This window comes from Pseudomonas sp. A014, from assembly GCF_052378495.1.
GTDB lineage: Bacteria > Pseudomonadota > Gammaproteobacteria > Pseudomonadales > Pseudomonadaceae > Aquipseudomonas > Aquipseudomonas machongensis.
The window spans coordinates 4,643,796-4,660,579 of the sequence record NZ_CP199001.1; the positions used below are offsets into that span (position 1 = coordinate 4,643,796).

Sequence of the window (16,784 nt, forward strand, 5' to 3'; positions counted from 1 at the left end):
AGACCCGATTTTCATTCCAGGCCCCGCGATCATGTTCCAGCCCTCCCCCTGGCGTGCCGACTTTCCCGCCATCACCGCCCTGCAACGGCAGCACCAGACCTACCTGGACAGCGCCGCCACAACGCAGAAACCCCAAGCCCTGCTTGACGCCCTGAGCCACTACTACAGCCATGGTGCAGCCAATGTGCACCGCGCCCAGCACTTGCCTGGCGCGCTGGCGACCCAGGCATTCGAGACCAGCCGCGACAAGGTTGCTGCCTGGCTCAACGCCGCTGACTCCCGGGAGATCATCTTCACCCACGGCGCCACCTCGGCGCTCAACCTGCTGGCATACGGGCTGGAGCATGGCTTCGAAGCCGGCGACGAAATCGCCGTCAGCGCGCTGGAGCACCACGCCAACCTGCTGCCCTGGCAACAATTGGCGCGGCGCCGCAATCTGCGCCTGGTAGTGCTGCCGCTGGACGAACATGGCCGGATCGACCTCGACCAGGCCCTGCAACTGATCGGCCCACGTACCCGCCTGGTAGCGCTGAGCCAACTGTCCAACGTGCTCGGCACCTGGCAGCCATTGCCTGCGCTGCTCGCTCATGCCCGCGCCCAAGGCGCTCTGAGCGTGGTCGATGGCGCCCAGGGCGTGGTTCATGGCCGCCACGACGTGCAGCAGCTGGGCTGCGATTTCTACGTATTTTCCAGCCACAAGCTATATGGCCCGGATGGGGTTGGCGCGCTCTATGGCCGCACGGAGGCCCTGGCACGGCTGCGCCACTGGCAGTTCGGCGGCGAGATGGTGCAACTGGCCGACTACCATGAGGCAAGCTTTCGTCCCGCGCCACTGGGCTTCGAGGCGGGCACGCCGCCGATCGCCAGTGTCATCGGCCTGGGCGCGACCCTCGATTACCTTGCCAGCCTCGATCCTGCGGCCGTGGCAGCCCACGAAGCCAGCCTGCACCAGCACCTGGTGCGCGGCCTGGCTGACCGCGAAGGCGTGCGCATGCTCGGCACCCCACAGAGCGCACTGGCCAGTTTCGTCATCGATGGCGTGCACAACGCCGATATCGCCCACCTAATGACCGAACAAGGGATCGCAGTGCGCGCCGGCCATCATTGCGCGATGCCATTGCTCAAGGGACTGGGGCTGGAAGGCGCGATCCGCGTTTCGCTGGGGCTGTACAACGACAGCGACGACCTGCAGCGCTTCTTCGATGCGCTCGACCAGGGCCTGGAGCTGCTGCGGTGAGCCTGCCTGCCGACGCCCAGCAGGCACTGGACACCTTCACCCAGGCAAAAGGCTGGGAACAGCGCGCACGGCTGTTGATGCAGATAGGCGATCGCCTGGAGCCACTGCACGAGTCTGACAAGACCGACGCCAACCGCGTGCATGGCTGCGAAAGCCTGGTCTGGTTGGTGGCTGGCCAGGTCGACGGACAGTGGCGCTTCAAGGCCACCAGTGATGCCCGGCTGCTGCGCGGTCTACTGGCGCTGCTGCTGGTGCGGGTACAGGGGCTGGACAGCGAAGCGTTGGCCGGGTTGGACCTGCGTGAGTGGTTCACACAACTGGGGCTGGAGCGGCAGCTTTCGCCTTCACGCAGCAATGGGCTGCATGCGGTGTTGTTGCGGATGACGGAGTTGGTGACCAACCCTTGAGACGGCAGCACGTGCTTCGCGGATAAATCCAGCCCCTGTGGGAGCGGGTTTACCCGCGAAGAAGCCCGCGCGCTTATTGCGCCTTGACCCGCTCCGAGGGCCGCCGCGCCCCCGCCACCAGCTTCTCCACAGCCTTGCTCACCGCCACCATGCCGAAGGTAGCGGTGACCATCATCACCGCGCCGAAGCCCCCCGAACAATCCAGGCGCACGCCTTCCCCCACGAAGCTCTTCTGCAAGCAAACACTGCCATCGCCCTTGGGGTAGCGCAGTTGCTCGCTGGAGAACACACAGGGCACCCCGTAATTACGGCTGACATTGCGCGAGAAGTTGTAGTCCCGGCGCAAGGTGGAACGTACCCGCGACGCCAGTGGGTCGTTGAAGGTCTTGTTGAGGTCGCCAATCTGGATCTGGGTCGGATCGATCTGGCCGCCCGCACCACCTGTGGTAACAATCGCAATCTTGCGTCGGCGGCACCAGGCGATCAGCGCGGCCTTGGCCTGCACGCTGTCGATGCAGTCGATCACACAATCCAGCGACTCGGTGATGTATTCGAGCATGGTGTCACGGGTGACGAAGTCAGCCACCGCATGCACGGTGCAGGCCGGGTTGATCGCGCGCAGGCGCTCGGCCATGACCTCGACCTTCGAGCGCCCCACCTGCCCTTCCAGTGCATGGGCCTGGCGATTGGTGTTGCTGACGCAGACATCGTCCAGATCGAACAGGCTGATTTCGCCCACGCCACTACGCGCCAGGGCTTCCGCCGCCCAAGAACCCACACCGCCGATGCCAACAACCGCCACGTGGGCCTGATGCAGACGTTGCAGGCCGTCATCGCCGTACAGCCGGGCGACACCGGCAAAGCGTGGATCTTCTGTGCTCATGTTGATACCCCGAAAAAACCGGCGCGCATTATATGCCAAGCGGACAGACCGGTGAGGCTTTGTCGACACGAGGGGGCTCTTCGCGCAGCGCGCGTTCATTAGGAAACAGCCTACCAATCCTGCTTTAATGTCTTACCAAACAAGCAGATCTGGACGACAACAGAGCGGGACCCACGGCGCAAGCTTCCCGCCCCTTCCTCGGAAACTGAATCACCTATGTCATCACGCAAATTCGGTCTCAACCTGGTGGTGGTGCTGGCCATTGCCGCGCTGTTCACCGGCTTCTGGGCGCTGGTCAACCGCCCGGTGTCGGCCCCTGCCTGGCCAGAACAGATCTCCGGCTTTTCCTACTCGCCCTTCCGTCTCGGTGAAAGCCCGCAAAAGGGCCAGTACCCCAGCGAAGACGAGATGCGCCAGGATCTGGAGCAACTCAGCAAGCTCACCGACAGCATCCGTATCTACACCGTCGAAGGCACCCAGGCGGAAATTCCGCACCTGGCCGAGGAGCTGGGCCTGCGTGTGACCCTGGGCATCTGGATCAGTACCGACCTGGAGCGCAACGAGCGCGAGATCGAAAAAGCCATCGGCCTGGCCAACAGCTCGCGCAGCGTGGTGCGAGTGGTGGTGGGCAACGAAGCACTGTTCCGCGAAGAAATCACGCCAGAGGCACTGATCAAGTACCTGGACCGCGTACGGGCCGCAGTCAAAGTCCCCGTTACCACCAGTGAGCAATGGCACATCTGGAAAGAGCATCCAGAACTGGCCAAGCACGTCGACCTGATCGCCGCGCACATCCTGCCTTACTGGGAGTTCGTGCCGGTGGGCGACTCGATCCAGTTCGTGCTCGACCGCGCCCGCGACCTCAAGCGCCAGTTCCCGCGCAAACCCTTGCTGCTGTCGGAAGTGGGCTGGCCGAGCAATGGCCGCATGCGCGGCGGTGCCGATGCGACCCAGGCTGACCAGGCAATCTACCTGCGCACCCTGGTCAACACCTTGAACCGCCGCGGCTTCAACTACTTCGTGATCGAAGCCTACGACCAACCCTGGAAAGCCAGCGACGAAGGCTCGGTGGGCGCCTACTGGGGTGTGTTCAACGCCGAACGCCAGCAGAAATTCAACTTCGAAGGGCCGGTGGTTGCCATTCCACAATGGCGAGCCCTGGCCGTGGCTTCGGTGGTGCTGGCGATGATCGCCCTGACCGTGCTGCTGATCGACGGCTCGGCCCTGCGCCAACGCGGACGCACCTTCCTGACCTTCATCACCTTCCTCTGCGGGTCGGTGCTGGTGTGGATCGCCTACGACTACAGCCAGCAGTACAGCACCTGGTTCAGCCTGACCGTAGGCTTGCTTCTGGCCCTCGGCGCCATCGGCGTGTTCATCGTCTTGCTCACCGAGGCCCACGAGCTGGCCGAGGCCGTATGGATTCACAAGCGACGACGCGAGTTCCTGCCGGTGCAGGGCGACGCTGCGTACCGGCCCAAGGTCTCGGTGCACGTGCCGTGCTACAACGAGCCACCGGAGATGGTGAAACAGACCCTCGACGCCCTCGCCGCCCTGGACTATCCAGACTACGAAGTATTGGTGATCGACAACAACACCAAGGACCCGGCCGTGTGGGAGCCGCTCAAGGCCCACTGCGAGAAACTCGGCGAGCGCTTCAGGTTCTTCCATGTGGCCCCGCTGGCGGGCTTCAAGGGCGGCGCACTGAATTACCTGATCCCGCACACCGCCAAAGACGCCGAGGTGATCGCGGTGATCGACTCGGACTACTGCGTCGACCGCAACTGGCTCAAGCACATGGTGCCGCACTTCGCCGACCCGAAGATCGCCGTGGTGCAGTCGCCGCAGGACTACCGCGACCAGCACGAGAGCGCCTTCAAGAAGCTCTGCTACAGCGAGTACAAGGGCTTCTTCCACATCGGCATGGTCACCCGCAACGACCGTGACGCGATCATCCAGCATGGCACCATGACCATGACCCGCCGCAGCGTGCTCGAAGAGCTGGGCTGGGCCGAATGGTGCATTTGCGAGGATGCCGAGCTGGGCCTGCGAGTGTTCGAGAAGGGGCTGTCGGCTGCCTACGCTCACAACAGCTATGGCAAGGGCCTGATGCCCGACACCTTCATCGACTTCAAGAAACAGCGCTTCCGCTGGGCCTATGGTGCGATCCAAATCATCAAGCACCACGCCGGCGCCCTGCTGCGCGGCAGGAACAGCGAGCTGACCCGTGGCCAGCGCTACCACTTCCTGGCTGGCTGGCTGCCATGGATCGCCGATGGCATGAACATTTTCTTCACCGTCGGCGCACTGTTGTGGTCGGCGGCGATGATCATCGTGCCGCATCGCGTCGATCCACCGCTGATGATCTTTGCCATCCCGCCGCTGGCGCTGTTCTTCTTCAAGGTCGGCAAGATCGTCTTCCTCTACCGCCGTGCGGTGGGGGTCAACATGAAGGATGCCTTCGCCGCCGCCCTGGCGGGCCTGGCGTTGTCGCACACTATCGCCAAGGCGGTGCTGTACGGCTTCTTCACCAGCAGCATGCCGTTCTTCCGCACCCCGAAGAACGCCGACAGCCATGGCGTGCTGGTGGCGATCTCCGAGGCACGCGAAGAACTGTTCATCATGTTGCTGTTGTGGAGCGCAGCGGCTGGGATCTACCTGGTGCAAGGGCTGCCCAGTTCCGACATGCGTTTCTGGGTAGCGATGCTGCTGGTGCAGTCGCTGCCATATCTGGCGGCATTGGTGATGGCGTTGCTGTCGTCGCTGCCCAAGCCTGGAGAAAAGGCCGCCGAACCGCAGCAGGCCTGATGTAGCGGGGGCTGCTTGGCAGCCCATTCGCGGGCAAGCCCGCTCCTACAGGTACCGCACCGGTGCTGTGGACCGTGCATGGGCTGGCAGGGGCGAACCACCGCTGCGACTTGCTGGCGAATGGGCCGTGAAGCCTGAAATCATTTGATATAAGATAACGCCCCCAAGATTTCCCGCCTTGCCTTGCCCCGGAGTCCCCCATGACGGCCCCAGCCGAGCTCTCGCCCACCCTTCAACTGGCCTGCGACCTGATCCGTCGCCCCTCGGTGACGCCGGTCGATGCCGACTGCCAGACCCAGATGATGAACCGCCTGGGTGCCGTCGGCTTCCAGCTCGAGCCGATGCGCTTCGAGGACGTCGACAACTTCTGGGCCACCCATGGCAACCAGGACGGCCCGGTGCTGTGCTTCGCCGGTCACACCGACGTGGTGCCCACCGGCCCCGTGCAGCAATGGCAGCATGAGCCTTTCGACGCGCTGATCGACGCCGACGGCATGCTCTGCGGCCGCGGTGCTGCCGACATGAAAGGCAGCCTGGCCTCGATGGTGATCGCCAGTGAGCGCTTCGTGAACGATTACCCCAATCACCGCGGCAAGGTGGCTTTCCTCATCACCAGTGACGAGGAAGGTCCAGCGCATCACGGCACCAAAGCGGTGGTCGAATTGCTCAAGGCCCGCAACGAGCGCCTGGACTGGTGCATCGTCGGCGAGCCGTCGAGCACCACGCTGCTCGGGGACGTGGTCAAGAACGGCCGTCGCGGCTCGCTCGGCGCCAAGCTGACCGTGCGCGGCAAGCAGGGTCACGTGGCCTACCCGCACCTGGCCCGCAACCCGATCCACCTGGCCGCACCGGCCCTGGCAGAACTTGCCGCCGAACACTGGGACGAGGGCAATGCCTTCTTCCCGCCGACCAGCTTCCAGATCTCCAACCTCAACTCCGGCACCGGCGCCACCAATGTGGTCCCGGGCGACCTGACCGCGCTGTTCAACTTCCGCTTCTCCACCGAGTCGACCGTCGAAGGCCTGCAGCATCGGGTCGCGACGATCCTCGACAAGCACCAGTTGGACTGGTCGATCGACTGGGCGCTGTCGGGCCTGCCGTTCCTCACCGAACCGGGTGAGCTGCTCGATGCGGTGTCATCGAGCATCAAGGCCGTCACCGGTCGCGACACCCAGCCGTCCACCAGCGGCGGCACCTCCGATGGCCGCTTCATCGCCACCATGGGCACCCAGGTGGTCGAACTGGGTCCGGTCAACGCCACCATCCACCAGGTGGACGAGCGCATCCTGGCCAGCGACCTGGACCTGCTGACCGAAATCTACTACCAAACCCTGGTGCGGTTGCTCGCCTGATGCTTGCCTGCCCCCTCTGCCAGGCGCCCCTGGCGCAGCTCGACAACGGCGTGGCCTGCCCTGCCGGCCACCGCTTCGACCGCGCCCGCCAAGGCTACCTGAACCTGCTGCCAGTACAGCACAAGAACAGCCGCGACCCGGGCGACAATCAAGCGATGGTCGAGGCCCGCCGCGACTTCCTCGACGCCGGTCACTACGCTCCGGTAGCCGCGCGCCTGGCGCAACTGGCCGCCGAGCGCCAGCCTGCAACGTGGCTCGACATCGGCTGCGGCGAGGGCTATTACACCGCGCAGATCGCCCAGGCGCTGCCAACGGCAGACGGCTATGCGCTGGACATCTCCCGCGAGGCAGTCAAGCGCGCCTGCCGCCGCGCGCCGCAGTTGACCTGGATGGTCGCCAGCATGGCTCGAGTGCCGATGGCGGACGCCAGTTGCAACTTCATCGCCAGTGTCTTCAGCCCGCTGGACTGGGCAGAAGCCAAGCGCCTGCTCGCCCCAGGTGGCGGCCTGATGCGGGTCGGACCGACCAGCGGCCACCTGATGGAGTTGCGCCAGATGCTCTACGATGAAGTGCGCCCCTACGCCGACGACAAGCACCTGGCCTTGGTCCCGGACGGCATGCAGCACGCCCACGGCGAGGTGCTCGAGTTCACCCTGACACTGCGCGAAGGCAAGGCCCGCGCGGACCTGCTGGCGATGACCCCGCACGGCTGGCGCGCCAGCGCCGAGAAACGTGCCAGCGTGATCGAGCAGCCTGAGCCGTTCGACGTCACGGTTTCCATGCGTTATGACTATTTCGTGCGCCAAGACTGAGCACACCCGGAGCCCTGAAATGCGCCAACCCGATATCGAGATCTACCTCAAGGACGCCGACGTCGATCACAAGCAGATCGCCGACTGGCTGACCCAGGCCTTGGGCCCATGCAGCGAATGGAAACAGAAAGGCCAGACCTTCAAGTGCACAGCCGGTAACATTCCGGTCACCTGGTTACCCAAGGCTGTAGGGAAATGGAACAGCCTGTACCTGGAAAGCGATCAGACGCCGTGGGCCGATGATGTCGCTTGCGCCCGCGCCGCCTTCGCTGCGCTCAATGTCGAAGTGCGCTGCGCGCCGGGCAGTTGGGTCGAGGAAGATGGTGAAGAGGATGCCGATCGCTGGATCCGCATCAGCGCCGACGGTGAAGAGGAAATCACCTGGCGCACCAGCTGAAAAAGCTCGCATCAGGCTGCAAGTTCCACGGACAACCTGCAGCTTGAAGCGTGCCGACTACGTGTCAGAGACCGACCACGTCCTCTGCCTGCAGGCCTTTCTGGCCCTGCACCAGGGAGTACTCGACCTGCTGTCCCTCGACCAGGGTACGATGCCCCTCACCGCGGATCGCACGATAGTGGACGAACACATCCGCTCCCCCGTCGCGCTGAATGAAGCCAAAACCCTTGGCATCGTTGAACCACTTCACATTCCCAGTCTCACGAGACGACATCTGAAACACTCCGGATTTTTATTTTGAAGATCGCCTTGCAGGCACAGGGTCTCCTCCCTGTGCCGACACTGCTTGAGGAAATTTCCTGCAAGGTGCGGACCGAGTATATGACAGAGAACAAAAAAATTTGATGACTGGCCCGTGGATGGCCGATTTTTGCTGAACTTATGCAGATACAGCAGCCTAACTTGCTGGTATATCACCTGATACATTTTCCAGGGCAGACACCCCATGACCCGTTCCCCCCTGCGCCGCCTGATCTTCGGCGCCCTGCGTCGCGTGCTCTATCTGTGGGTGCGATCCGAAACCATCAATCAGTCTTCGCTGACGCTCAAGCTCGACCGCTGCCGCCCGGTGTTCTATGCCTTGCCCTCGCCGTCGCTCACTGACCTGGCGGTGGTCGACCGCGAATGCACCAAAGCGGGGCTGCCACGCCCCGTGTTGCCCGTTGCCGTTGGGCCGCTGCACGAACCTGCGGCGTTCTTCTACCTCACCCCAGACCCGGACTGGCTAGGCCGCCAGGACAAACGCGGCGCGCCCCCCACCCTGGAGCGCCTGATCGCGGCCATTGGCGAGCATGCCGAAGAGGATGCGCAAATCATTCCGGTCAGCGTGTTCTGGGGGCAGACCCCGGCCAGCGAATCCAGCCCGTGGAAACTGTTGTTCGCCGACAGCTGGGCAGTCACCGGCCGTCTGCGCCGGCTGCTCAGTGTGTTGATCCTCGGCCGCAAGACCCGCGTGCAGTTCTCCGCGCCGATCCACCTGCGTGAACTGGTGCAGCACAACAAGGGCCAGGAGCGTACCGTGCGCATGGCCCAGCGCCTGCTGCGCGTGCATTTTCGCAACCTCAAGACCGCAGTGATCGGGCCGGACATCTCGCACCGACGCAACCTGGTCAAGGGCCTGGTCCATGACCCGCTGGTACGCCAGGCGATCAGCGATGAAGCCGAGCGCGAGAAGATCCCTTACGCCAAGGCCGAGGCCAAGGCGTTGCACTACGGCAACGAGATCGCCTCGGACTACACCTACACCGCGATCCGTTTCCTGGAAGTGGTGCTGAGCTGGTTCTGGAACAAGATCTACGACGGCATCAAGGTCAACCACATCGAACAGGTGCAAGGCATCGCTCCGGGCCACGAAGTGATCTACGTGCCGTGCCATCGCAGCCACATCGACTACCTGCTGCTGTCGTACCTGTTGTTCCGCAATGGCCTGACGCCGCCGCACATCGCCGCCGGCATCAACCTCAACATGCCGGTGATCGGCGGCCTGTTGCGCCGCGGTGGTGCGTTCTTCATGCGCCGGACGTTCAAGGGTAACCCGTTGTACACCGCAGTGTTCAACGAGTACCTGCACACCTTGTTCACCAAGGGTTTCCCGGTGGAGTACTTCGTCGAGGGCGGACGCTCGCGCACCGGGCGCATGCTGCAGCCACGCCCGGGCATGCTGGCGATCACCCTGCGCAGCTTCCTGCGCTCCTCGCGCACGCCAATCGTCTTCGTGCCGGTCTATATCGGCTATGAACGCGTACTCGAAGGCCGCACCTACCTGGGAGAGCTGCGTGGTGCGAGCAAGAAGAAAGAGTCGATTTTCGACATCTTCAAGGTCATCGGCGCCCTCAAGCAACGCTTCGGCCAGGTCTATGTCAACTTCGGCGAACCGATCCGCCTGGGCGCGTTCCTGGACCAGCAGCAACCTGGCTGGCGCGAGCAAGACCTTGCCCCGCAGTTCCGCCCGGCCTGGCTCAACGACACCACTACACGCCTGGGCCAGACGGTGGCCCAACACCTGAACGGTGCGGCAGCCATCAACCCGGTCAACCTGGTAGCCCTCGCGCTGCTCTCGACCAGCCGCCTGGCGCTCGACGAGCGCGCCCTGATTCGTGTGCTCGACCTCTACCTGGCCCTGCTGCGCCAGGTGCCCTACTCAAGCCACGTGACCCTGCCCGAAGGCGACGGCAAGGCGCTGATCGAACATGTCAGGGGCATGGAGTTGCTGGCCGAACAGAAGGACGCCCTGGGGCGTATCCTCTACCTGGACGAAGCCAATGCGGTGCTGATGACCTATTACCGCAACAACGTCCTGCACATCTTCGCCCTGCCGGCGCTGCTCGCCAGTTTCTTCCTCAGCAGCTCGCGGATGAGTCGCGAACTGGTGGGGCAATATGTACAGGCGCTTTACCCGTACCTGCAGGCCGAATTGTTCCTGCGCTGGACACCGGAGCAACTCGACGAGGCCATCGACCAATGGCTGAGCGCACTGGTCGAACAAGGCCTGCTGCGCTTCGAGAACGGCGTGTACCTGCGTCCGGCGCCCAGCTCGCGCCAGTTCGTGCTGCTCACCCTGTTGGCCCGCGCCATCACCCAGACGCTACAGCGTTTCTACATGGCCACTTCGCTGCTGCTCAACAGTGGCCAGCACAGCCTGAACGCCGAAGAACTGGAAGACCTGTGCGTGATGATGGCCCAGCGCCTGTCGATCCTGCATGGGCTCAATGCCCCGGAGTTCTTCGACAAGACCCTGTTCCGCCACTTCATCCAGACCCTGGTGCGTGAAGGCGTGCTGCTGCCCGATGGCAATGGCAAGCTTGGCTACCACGACAAACTCGCCGAGCTGGCCGAAGGCGTCGCCAAGCGCGTGCTGTCGGCGGAGCTGCGCTTGTCGATCCGGCAGGTGGCGCTGCATAGGGACGACACCGGAGAACAGGCTATCGCCTGATCCAGGGTTGGCCTTTTCGCAGGCAAGCCCACCCCTGCAAGATTTTGTAGGAGCGGGCTTGCCAGCGAAAAGACCAACGCGGCAAATGTTCCGGGCATGGCGCTGAGCACCGGACAGATTTCCTTCCCCACCCGCCATTGCGCTAAAGTCCCAGTGGTCGGCCACAAGCCCACGCCAAGGACTGCGGAGATTCCATGAAAAAACTTCTCACGCTGTGCTGTGCCACCCTGCTCACAGCCTGCTCCAGCCATACCCCGTCCCACCAGGCCAGCCTGGAAGGCGAAGTCTTCTACCTGCAGCGCATTGCCCTGCCGCCCGCCGCTACGCTCAGCGTGAGCCTGCAGGATGTCTCGCTGATGGACGCCCCGGCCGTCACCCTGGCCAGCCAGTCAGGTCCGGTCAAAGGCAACGTGCCACTGCCGTTCCAGCTCAGCTACGACCCGGCCAAGGTCCAACCGGGTCATCGCTACGCCGTCAGCGCGCGTATCGAGCTCGATGGCAAGTTGCTGTTCATCAACACCGAACACCACGGCGTCCGACTCGACGGCAGCGACCCGCAACCTGTGCGGATCAAAGTCGATCAGGTGCGCTGATCCCGCTTCATTTCTGCCCATAAGGAAGTCTCCATGATTCGCTCCTCCTTGCGCTTCACCACCCTGTGCGCCGGCTTGCTGTTGTCGGCCAGCGCCCTGGCCCTGTCGCTTGGCGACCTGTCCCAGAGCGACGCCTCCGGCGGCCTCAAGGACGCCCTGACTCAGGGCGCGCAGATTGCCGTCAAGCAGTTGAGCACCCCAGGGGGCTTCAACAATAACCCTGACGTACGCATCGAACTGCCCGGCAACCTGGGCAAGGCCGCCAAAGCGATGAAGATGTTTGGCAAGGGCGATCAGGTCGATGCCCTGGAAAACAGCATGAACAAGGCTGCTGAGGCTGCCGTGCCACAAGCCCAGGCGATTCTCGTGGATGCGGTGAAAAAGATGACCGTCACCGATGCCAAGGGCATCCTCAGCGGTGGTGAGGATTCGGCCACCCAGTACCTGAACAAGAGCAGCCGCGAGCAGATTCGCGCCAAGTTCCTGCCGATCGTCAAGCAGGCTACCGACAAGGTCGGTCTGGCCCAGCAGTACAACAGCTTCGCCGGCCAGGCCAAGGGGCTGGGCCTGATCAAGGACGACGCCAATATCGAGAACTATGTGACCGAAAAGGCCCTGGATGGGCTGTTCGAAATGATTGCCAAGCAAGAACAGAGCATCCGCCAGAACCCGGCACAGGCCGCGACCAGCCTGGCCAAGAAAGTGTTCGGCGCACTCTGATTCGCCCAACGTCACTGCCTGAACGTGCATCGCGGGCAAACGCCCGCGATGCCACCCCAGCCCACGCCCATGGGCGCCGCCAGAACGACCATCCGGCGGTTTTGCGCAAAAGATCCCCCAGGCGGCACTTGCACGATCCGCGCACGGCTGCTTGAATCCAATTCGTCAGTCTTCATGTGACTCATCGGTCACTCATGGAGTCCAAGACGCCTTTTGCTGGCCACCCAGGGTCTCGATGCCTTGGGGCACGGCAGATCGCCCGCCTACAACAATACCCGTCGACCCGCACAACCGGGATCGGCACTGGGCCCCCGGTTTCACTTCAAGGCGAATGCCTACCTGTCATATGGAACGTGCACCCTAGGGTTCTGCGCAGCCATGTCGAGCGATCGATACGACTGAGCAGGCCACTAGATGACGCGAGTGCCCTTTTTGCGCCAGGAGTCGATGACATGAGGCCAGAAATCGCTGTACTTGATATCCAAGGTCAGTACCGGGTTTACACGGAGTTCTATCGCGCGGAAACGGCAGAGAAGACGATCGTCCTGATCAACGGCTCGCTGGCCACCACGGCATCTTTTGCCCAGACGGTGCGCAATCTGTATCCGCAATTCAACGTGGTGCTGTACGACCAGCCCTATGCCGGCAAGTCCAAGCCACACAACCGCCAGGAACGTCTGCTCACGAAAGAGACCGAGGCGCATATTCTGCTGGAGCTGATCGAGCACTTCCGTGCCGATCACGTGATGTCGTTCTCCTGGGGCGGCGCGTGCACCCTGCTGGCACTGGCGCACCAGCCACGCCTGGTGAAGAAGGCGATCGTCAGTTCGTTCTCGCCGGTGATCAACGATCCGATGCGCGACTACCTGGAGCGCGGCTGCCAGTACCTGTCGGCCTGCGATCGCTATCAGGTCGGCAACCTGGTCAACGACACCATCGGCAAGCACCTGCCATCGCTGTTCAAGCGCTTCAACTACCGCCACGTAAGCAGCCTGGACAGCCACGAGTACGCACAGATGCACTTTCACATCAACCAGGTGCTGGATCATGATCTGGAGCGGGCATTGAAGGGCGCGCGCAACATCGATATTCCGGTGCTGTTCATCAACGGCGAACGTGACGAGTACACCACCGTCGAGGATGCCCGGCAGTTCAGCCGCCATGTGGGCAAGAGCCAGTTCAGCGTGATTCGCGATGCCGGCCACTTCCTCGACATGGAACACAAGACCGCCTGCGAGGATACCCGCAATGCCATGCTGGGTTTCCTCAAGCCAGCACGCGAGCCGCGCCAACGTTACACCTACGTGCAGGGGCAGCATGCGTTGGCCATCTGAGCGGCCCGGCGACCTGTGGCCGTTACCCGCCGGTTCAGGTCGTCGACAGGCTTTTTTACAACCCTGGGCTTCTCATGAGGCTTGGGTTCTGGTAAAAAGTCGCGCTGCGAAGCGGGTATAGTTTAGTGGCAAAACGAAAGCTTCCCAAGCTTTAGTTGAGGGTTCGATTCCCTCTACCCGCTCCAGATTCCTCGCCTGAAACCCCTGGTTTCAGCGCCCGTAAAAAGAGCCGTCGGCTCTTTTTTCGTTTCTGCATCTTCCATTGATCTGGCCCATGGCCGCCCCCTTGCCGATCCGCTTGAATGCGCGGCCGGATTTCGCTTGCAAGCGAGACGGCTTCGGGTGCATATCGCCTACTCTACCCAGAGACATTTCCAAGGGACTGCCCATGTTTCTCTCCCGCTGGTTGCCCGGCCTGGCCAACCTCCTGCACTACCGTCGCGAGTGGTTCCACGCCGACCTGCAGGCGGGCCTGTCGGTGGCCGCGATCCAGATCCCGATCGCCATCGCCTACGCGCAGATTGTTGGCCTGCCGCCGCAGTACGGCCTGTATGCCTGCGTACTGCCGATGATGGTCTACGCCCTGATCGGCAGCTCGCGGCAATTGATGGTCGGCCCCGATGCCGCCACTTGCGCAATGATCGCCGGGGCTGTGGCGCCCTTGGCAATGGGCGATCCGCAGCGCATCGCCGAATTGTCGGTGATCGTCACGGTACTGGTCGGGGTGATGCTGATCGCGGCGGGCCTGGCCCGCGCCGGGTTCATCGCCAGCTTCTTTTCGCGGCCGATCCTGATCGGCTACCTCAACGGTATCGGCCTGAGCCTGATTGCCGGACAACTGTCGAAAGTGGTCGGGTTCCGCATCGAGGGCGATGGCTTCGTGCTGAGTCTGATCAATTTCCTCGAGCGCCTGGGTGAGATCCACTGGCTGACCCTGGTCATCGGCCTCGGTGGCCTGGCCCTGCTGATCTGGCTGCCCAGGCGCTATCCGAGGTTGCCTGCGGCACTGGTGACTGTGGCAGTGTTCACCGTGCTCGCAGCCCTGTTCGGTCTCGACCGATTCGGCGTAGCGATCCTCGGCCCAGTGCCTGCGGGCATCCCGGAGCTGGCCTGGCCCCAGAGCAACCTGGCCGAAACCAAGAGCCTGCTGCGCGACGCGCTGGGTATCGCCACGGTCAGCTTCTGCAGCGCCATGCTCACCGCGCGCAGTTTCGCCGCGCGGCATGGCTACGCGATCAATGCCAACCACGAGTTCGTCGCCCTGGGTGTGAGCAACCTGGCCGCAGGCATCTCCCAGGGCTTCGCCATCAGCGGCGCGGACTCGCGCACCGCGGTCAACGACATGGTCGGTGGCAAGAGCCAGTTGGTGGGCATCATTGCCGCGCTGGTGATCGCGCTGATCCTGCTGTTCTTCACCGCTCCCATGGCCTGGATCCCCCAGGCCGCCCTGGGCGCCGTGCTGTTGATGGCCGGTTGGGGTCTGATCGACGTGAAGTCCCTGGGCAAGATCCGGCGCCTGAGCCGCTTCGAGTTCTGGCTGTGCCTGCTGACCACCATCGGCGTGCTTGGCCTGGGCGTGCTGCCAGGCATCGTCTTTGCCGTGACCCTGGCCATCCTGCGTCTGCTCTACACCATCTACCAACCCACCGATGCCGTGCTCGGCTGGGTACCGGGTATCGAAGGCCAGGTCGACGTACGCCAGCACCAGGACGCGCGCACGGTACCTGGCCTGGTGGTGTACCGCTTCGATGACGCGATCCTGTTCTTCAACGCCGACTACTTCAAGATGCGCCTGCTCGAAGCCCTGCAGCGCGAGACCGAGCCCAAGGCTGTGCTGTTCGATGCCGAGGCCGTGACCAGCATCGACGTCAGCGGCATCGCCGCCCTGCGCGAAGTGCGCGACACCTTGCAAGCGCAGGGCGTGCACTTCGCCATCGCCCGCGCCCGCGGCACCTTCCTGCGCATGCTGGTGCGCTCGGGGATGGCGCGGGAGATGGAAGACAAGCTGCTGTTCGGCTCGGTCCGCGCCGGTATCCGCGCCTATCGGGTGTGGCGTAACAGGGAGCGCAGCACAGCGCAAAACGTGTGATCAGTAACCCAGCACCTTCAGCAACTGCGCCTCGGCCGGTACCTGCGCACGCCCATAAAAACGCAGCAGTTCCCCGGCCCGGTTGGTGAAGATGCCATCCACCCCCGCCTTCATCGCCTTGTCGAAGTCCACGCGCTCATCGAGGGTGTACACGTGCACCAGCAAGCCGCGCTCATGGCTGGCCTGGTTCATCCATGGCTTGATCAGGTCGGCATAGCTCTGCTCGCCCAGATTGCTGCGCACCGCCGAAGGCCCCGTACCGATGGCGCCACCGGCCTTGGCCGCATCCAGCCAACGGAGGAATTCCTCACGATCCTTCGGTTCCTGGCGGGCATAGAACGCGGCCTTGTCCTGTTCAGCGGAATCGGCAAAATCCTTGCCCGACTTCGGCTCGATGCTGTCCTTGCCGATCCACAGCAGCAGGATCTTCGGCACCTGTGGCATCTGCTGGTGCAGCAGCGCCAGGCTGTTGCGATCGAACGTCTGCAGGATCACCCGGCCCGGCTTGTCGAGCCAGCCGCGAGCCTTGAGTTTTTCCTTGAGCTGCTTCTCGATGCCCGGAAACTGCTTGGGCACCTTGGTCTCGATGTACAGCCCCGGATGGCGCTCGGGGTTGCCTTCGGCGATATCGATCACTTCGTCCAGCGTCAGGATCTGCAGCTTGCCGAACGATTCACGGGCACGATCCGGATAGGCCTTGTTGAACCAGCTGCCGGCATCGAGCGACTTCAACTCGGCGAGGGTGAAATCGCTGACCGGGCTCTTCGCCCGCTCGGGGAAGCGCTCGGCCACATCGCTGGTACGCGCCAGCACATCGTCATGCACCACCACCAGCACGTTGTCGCGGGTGCGCTGCAGGTCGAGCTCCAGGTAGTCGGCGCCAAGCTCACGGGCCAGCAGATAGGCCGCTCGCGTCGATTCGGGGGCATCGAAGGAGGCGCCGCGGTGGGCGATCACCGCCGGATGGGGGACATGCTGGGCCTTGGCCAGGGAGGGGCCATCGCTGGCGGCAGCGTTCATCGCGCAAAGGAGCAGGGCCAGGCCCATTGCCGGAAGAGCAGGTATACGCATTCATCGATCCTCTTGGGCTGCGCGTTCAGAAGGGAAGCTGCGCAGCTGATTCCTTGGAGACGCAAGCCTCTCACAGCTTGGATGACATG

14 protein-coding genes and 1 tRNA gene are annotated in these 16,784 nt (G+C 63.4%); 12 read left to right on the plus strand and 3 right to left on the minus strand.

Translation table 11 applies throughout. The annotated features are described in order from the left end of the window. Positions 1–31 precede the first annotated feature (31 nt). Together ACTYOL_RS21625 and ACTYOL_RS21630 are read left to right on the plus strand one after the other, a co-directional pair. The gene (locus ACTYOL_RS21625; RefSeq protein ID WP_444757037.1) at positions 32–1,237 is read left to right on the plus strand and encodes a cysteine desulfurase; all 1,206 of its coding nucleotides are present in this window, start codon (positions 32–34) and stop codon (positions 1,235–1,237) included. Next, a complete protein-coding gene (locus ACTYOL_RS21630) occupies positions 1,234–1,644 on the plus strand; it encodes a SufE family protein (protein WP_200603608.1) in 411 nt (136 codons plus the stop codon). The genes ACTYOL_RS21625 and ACTYOL_RS21630 overlap by 4 nt, the downstream gene beginning before the upstream one ends. A gap of 73 nt (positions 1,645–1,717) precedes the next feature. Here ACTYOL_RS21630 and tcdA read toward each other — a convergent pair whose 3' ends face one another. Next, positions 1,718–2,527 (minus strand): tRNA cyclic N6-threonylcarbamoyladenosine(37) synthase TcdA, encoded by an 810-nt coding sequence (tcdA, locus tag ACTYOL_RS21635; RefSeq protein ID WP_197890556.1) that lies wholly within the window; start codon positions 2,525–2,527, stop codon positions 1,718–1,720. 216 nt (positions 2,528–2,743) lie between these two features. On the opposite strand from tcdA, the gene ACTYOL_RS21640 reads away from it, so the two are divergent. From ACTYOL_RS21640 to ACTYOL_RS21655, 4 genes are all read left to right on the plus strand, one after another. Next, positions 2,744–5,335: a glycosyltransferase gene (locus ACTYOL_RS21640; protein WP_444757038.1), complete on the plus strand. Its 2,592-nt coding sequence runs from the start codon at positions 2,744–2,746 to the stop codon at positions 5,333–5,335. A gap of 200 nt (positions 5,336–5,535) precedes the next feature. Next, on the plus strand, positions 5,536–6,687 hold the full coding sequence (dapE, locus tag ACTYOL_RS21645) for a succinyl-diaminopimelate desuccinylase (RefSeq protein ID WP_197890552.1): 1,152 nt from the start codon (positions 5,536–5,538) through the stop codon (positions 6,685–6,687). Continuing rightward, the gene (locus ACTYOL_RS21650; RefSeq protein WP_197890550.1) at positions 6,687–7,499 is read left to right on the plus strand and encodes a putative RNA methyltransferase; all 813 of its coding nucleotides are present in this window, start codon (positions 6,687–6,689) and stop codon (positions 7,497–7,499) included. Before dapE ends, ACTYOL_RS21650 begins: the two co-directional genes overlap by 1 nt. Before the next feature lie 19 nt (positions 7,500–7,518). Continuing rightward, positions 7,519–7,896, plus strand: coding sequence for a hypothetical protein (locus ACTYOL_RS21655; protein WP_054894467.1), 378 nt, complete (start codon positions 7,519–7,521; stop codon positions 7,894–7,896). 64 nt (positions 7,897–7,960) lie between these two features. Here ACTYOL_RS21655 and ACTYOL_RS21660 read toward each other — a convergent pair whose 3' ends face one another. Beyond that, the gene (locus ACTYOL_RS21660; RefSeq protein ID WP_065862298.1) at positions 7,961–8,170 is read right to left on the minus strand and encodes a cold-shock protein; all 210 of its coding nucleotides are present in this window, start codon (positions 8,168–8,170) and stop codon (positions 7,961–7,963) included. A gap of 231 nt (positions 8,171–8,401) precedes the next feature. Between ACTYOL_RS21660 and plsB the strand changes: the two genes are divergently transcribed. The 6 genes from plsB (at position 8,402) to ACTYOL_RS21690 (ending at position 15,624) form a co-directional block, all read left to right on the plus strand. Beyond that, the gene (plsB, locus tag ACTYOL_RS21665) at positions 8,402–10,888 is read left to right on the plus strand and encodes a glycerol-3-phosphate 1-O-acyltransferase PlsB (RefSeq protein ID WP_444757039.1); all 2,487 of its coding nucleotides are present in this window, start codon (positions 8,402–8,404) and stop codon (positions 10,886–10,888) included. Between the two features lie 194 nt (positions 10,889–11,082). Continuing rightward, positions 11,083–11,481 carry a YbaY family lipoprotein gene (locus tag ACTYOL_RS21670; RefSeq protein WP_054894469.1) on the plus strand — a complete coding sequence of 133 codons (399 nt, stop codon included), beginning with the start codon at positions 11,083–11,085 and terminating at the stop codon, positions 11,479–11,481. A gap of 33 nt (positions 11,482–11,514) precedes the next feature. Beyond that, entirely contained in the window at positions 11,515–12,201 is a 687-nt protein-coding gene (locus tag ACTYOL_RS21675; protein ID WP_054894470.1) for a DUF4197 domain-containing protein, read from the plus strand. Between the two features lie 452 nt (positions 12,202–12,653). Beyond that, positions 12,654–13,535, plus strand: coding sequence for an alpha/beta fold hydrolase (locus tag ACTYOL_RS21680; RefSeq protein ID WP_054894471.1), 882 nt, complete (start codon positions 12,654–12,656; stop codon positions 13,533–13,535). A gap of 111 nt (positions 13,536–13,646) precedes the next feature. Further along, a tRNA-Gly gene (locus ACTYOL_RS21685) sits at positions 13,647–13,720 on the plus strand. Between the two features lie 203 nt (positions 13,721–13,923). Further along, positions 13,924–15,624, plus strand: coding sequence for a SulP family inorganic anion transporter (locus ACTYOL_RS21690; protein ID WP_197891929.1), 1,701 nt, complete (start codon positions 13,924–13,926; stop codon positions 15,622–15,624). On the opposite strand, the gene ACTYOL_RS21695 is transcribed toward ACTYOL_RS21690, so the two are convergent. Continuing rightward, complete coding sequence (locus tag ACTYOL_RS21695; protein ID WP_444757040.1) at positions 15,625–16,695, minus strand: glycerophosphodiester phosphodiesterase family protein; 1,071 nt, start codon at positions 16,693–16,695, stop codon at positions 15,625–15,627. Between the last annotated feature and the right edge of the window lie 89 nt (positions 16,696–16,784).